Annotated in this window: 1 protein-coding gene and 1 pseudogene; one reads left to right on the forward strand and one right to left on the reverse strand. The window is 42.7% G+C overall.

Annotated elements, in window-relative coordinates; genetic code table 11:
- Positions 1–52: 52 nt before the first annotated feature.
- The gene (locus ACX5KA_RS08735) at positions 53–3,262 is read left to right on the forward strand and encodes a tetratricopeptide repeat-containing hybrid sensor histidine kinase/response regulator (RefSeq protein WP_458730903.1); all 3,210 of its coding nucleotides are present in this window, start codon (positions 53–55) and stop codon (positions 3,260–3,262) included.
- 62 nt (positions 3,263–3,324) lie between these two features.
- Here ACX5KA_RS08735 and ACX5KA_RS08740 read toward each other — a convergent pair.
- Positions 3,325–3,609: pseudogene (locus ACX5KA_RS08740) on the reverse strand (DUF3010 family protein); the annotation flags it as partial.
- Between the last annotated feature and the right edge of the window lie 29 nt (positions 3,610–3,638).

Here is a 3,638-nt window from a genome sequence, read left to right on the forward strand (position 1 = left end):
ACATGCTAAATTCGTGGGGATCCCTCAGTACTAACTAATATTAATCAATATTATGAAGCGCTTTGTCTTGTGTGTGATTAGTGTCATTGTCTTAATGACGCTATCCGCTCGCGCTTTTGGCGCGCCGCAAGACAACACTTCATCACCCATAGTTCAATTAGACGGGCTTAAAACACGTATTCAAGAAAACGATCCGACTGTTCAAAGCGCCTTCTCGGAATTACACGCATTTTTTGCGGCCCACCCTAATGATTATGAACACGCACGCTTTTTGAATATAAAATCCTACTTTTATATTTTAAAACAAGACTATGTATTTGCGTACGAGGCGTTACTCGAAGCCCGTAAATACGCAACCTCAGCAAAAAATGTACTGAGCCTTGCTGAATCACATCGCTTAGAGGGGTTAATCCTCGATTTATCTGGCGAACATGCCAGCGCGCTAGAAGCCATGCACCAAGCGCTAGACCTTTTCAACAAAGCTGAAAGTGACAAAGTTCTTTTGGTATATAGCGCCATGGGTAACGTGTACATGTCGCTTAAAGACTATGAGTTAATGCTGACTTTTGCACATCAGTATTTATCTGCCGCACAACGCTTTAATAGCAAGGAAGGCGAAGGTACAGCTTATTTCTTTCAAGGATATGCCCAGCGAGCGCTTGGTCAGTATCAAGACGCAAAAGTGAGCCTGCTATTAGCTGAAAGTCAGCTTCGCGAAGCAAATTACCCTTTTATTGGCATTGTGCACAGCGCTATGGCAGAGCTTTATATTGCGCAAGGTAACTTAAGTGAAGCGCTGAAGAAATTAAACCAGGCTTCGGAAGCTGACCGGCAAGTTGGTTTTAAGTACAACGAAGGGTCACATCTTCTTCATTTAGTAGACATCTATAAACAACAAGGCGAACTGGAACTTGCAATTGCTGAACTAGAAGCTGGGCTGGAAAAAGAAATCATAAAAAATGACAAAGTGTTGATCTTAGATGTTCTCAATCAACTTATCTCACTTCACGAAACAAACGGAAACTTGGAAACTGCACTTAACTACTCGAAGCAATATAGACAGGCATTTAAACAGAGCTTTAATGAACAGCAATCAAGGCTAGTGGCCCTGCACCGAGTACGTTTAGCCATTTCAGAAAAAGAAGAAACGATAAAGCTGCTAGAAAAAGACAATCAGTTAAAAGAACAGCGTAACCTTATCCAAAAGAAAAAGAATACCCAGCAACTTTATTTTATAGGTTTTGTCATCCTTTCATTGGGCTTGATGGCTGGGTTATGGCTTCGAACTTGGAAACAGAGAAAGTCGCTCGATATCTTAACGCAAGATTTGCGCAAAGCCACTAAAGCAAAGTCCGATTTTCTAGCCCGTATGAGCCATGAAATTCGTACGCCGCTGAATGCCATTATTGGTCTTACTAAGCTTTCTCAACGGGCCGCTGAAGACAAAGAGCAGCAAACAAATTTGATACAAATTGAGGGCGCATCTCAAACGCTGCTAAGCATCATTAATGACATACTGGACTTCTCTAAAATTGAAGCTGGTAAGCTTGATATAGAGTCTACCCCATTTAATTTAGATACGCTCGTTAATCAAACCATCAGGTTGCACCTTGCCCGTGCGCAAGAAAAGCATATTGAGCTAATTCAACATATCTCCCGAGATGTGCCGCTGAACTTAATTGGTGATCCGTTGCGCATACAGCAAATACTGAATAACCTGCTGAGCAACGCCCTTAAGTTCACCGAAGATGGGCTTATCTCAGTAAGCGTTAGATGCAAACAGGCCGCTGACGATATTCAGCTTGAATTTGAAGTGAAGGACTCAGGAGTAGGCCTGACTACTGCACATCAAGCTCAACTGTTTCAGCCATTTAATCAGGGTGATGAGTCGATATCGCGACGCTACGGTGGTACAGGTTTAGGTTTAGCAATTTGCAAACAGTTAACGGCGTTAATGGGCGGTGAGATTTGGGTAGAGAGCCAGTTAGGAAAAGGGTCTATTTTCCACTTTACGGTGAAAGTACAGCAGGACGCATCTCAGCAGATTATATCCCCTTCTACACAGCTTTCTGCGCTGAAGGTACTTATAGCTGACGATATTGAAGCATCGCGAGATGCTATTTCAGAAGCCCTTTCTATGGCTAACATTCAAGCTGACATTGCCACAGGCGGAAAAGACGCCTTTGCTAAAATGCGTGCAGCTATAGCGACATCATCTCCTTATGACTTGCTTATTTTAGACTGGAACATGCCCGATATTGATGGCCTTGAAGTGGCTGCCATAATGAATCAAGAATTTTCAATTAAGCAGCCAAAAGTGGTTATGCTTTACGCATTTGAGTCGCCACGAATGCGCGAACAGGCCATTCAGCTTGGCATACGTCATTTCATCAAGAAACCGTTTAGTACCAGTGAATTGGTAGATACACTGCAGGAGTTGTGTCTTAACGTAAAAGCCAAAACAGTACTCAAAGACATACCAGCCGTACCCAATTTAAAAGGCACACGCATTCTTTTTGCAGAAGATAATGCGCTCAATCAAAAAGTAACACTTGGACTTTTAAACGACACTCAAGCCACTATTGAAGTTGCCAACAATGGTTTAGAAGCTATAAACAAACTGCGTGAAGACAGCGCGTTTGACGTAGTCCTGATGGATATCCAAATGCCAGTAATGGATGGATTAACTGCTGCCAAACACATCAGAGAAGAGCTGAAGTTAACTTTACCTATCATCGCCACAACCGCTCATGCCATGCAACAAGACATTGATAAAAGCTTAGCGGCTGGCATGGATGGTCATATCAATAAACCTGTCGACCCTAATCGCTTTTTTGATGTACTTGTTGAGGTATTGGATAAAAGGCAGTCTTCGGCTACCTCAGAAGTAACTAACGACAAGCTTATAGCGACTGGTTCACTTACGTTAATAGACAAATCAAAAGCCCTAGAAACCTTACTTGGTGATGAAACGCTTTATAACGACTTGCTTAACGATTTTGTGGCTTTAGAGGGTGAACTTAGCGCACTCAAACAAGCTATTGATAACCACAACTATCCTGCCATCGCAAGAATAGCGCATATCTTCACAACGGCGCTTCGATATATCGGCGCCTTTCCACTTGCAGAATTAGCAAGTTCGATAGAATTAGCCATAAAGCGCAACGAGCACGAAGCAGACGAAGAATTCGATGACAAGTTGGAAATGCTACAAAACGCCTTGGTTGAATTGAGTGCAAAGGTTGAGGGAATGAAGGGTTAAGCAGCGAAGCCTACAGGTTGGTATAAGCTTCACTGTTCACGAATGTGTCGAACGGCTACCTGTTACCCTTCACTAGCCTCTTGCGACGCATACTCATTTTTCATAAGCCATGCGTAAGCCGTGGTAAAGGCTGTTTCTTGGAACTGCTTTAACCCAGTTTCAGAGAACGGCACAGCTAATGGGTTTCTGCGTAGCGATTCTTTGATGTCTGTAGGGCTAAATACAATAACCTCTAACCCATCAATCAATTCGATAGCTGCTTCTAGTTTGAAGCCGATTGCACTTCCTGCAAATTTACCTTTGCTTTGACGCTGACGAATGATTACAGCATCAATTTTATAATCTTCGTAAGCGATCTTAAATCAGCACTTTACGC

The organism is Alteromonas alvinellae (assembly GCF_902705805.1).

Bases quoted from the DNA above. Each gene is read 5' to 3' on its own strand.
- ACX5KA_RS08735 (WP_458730903.1), top strand. From the start codon at position 53: ATGAAGCGCTTTGTCTTGTGTGTGATTAGTGTCATTGTCTTAATGACG.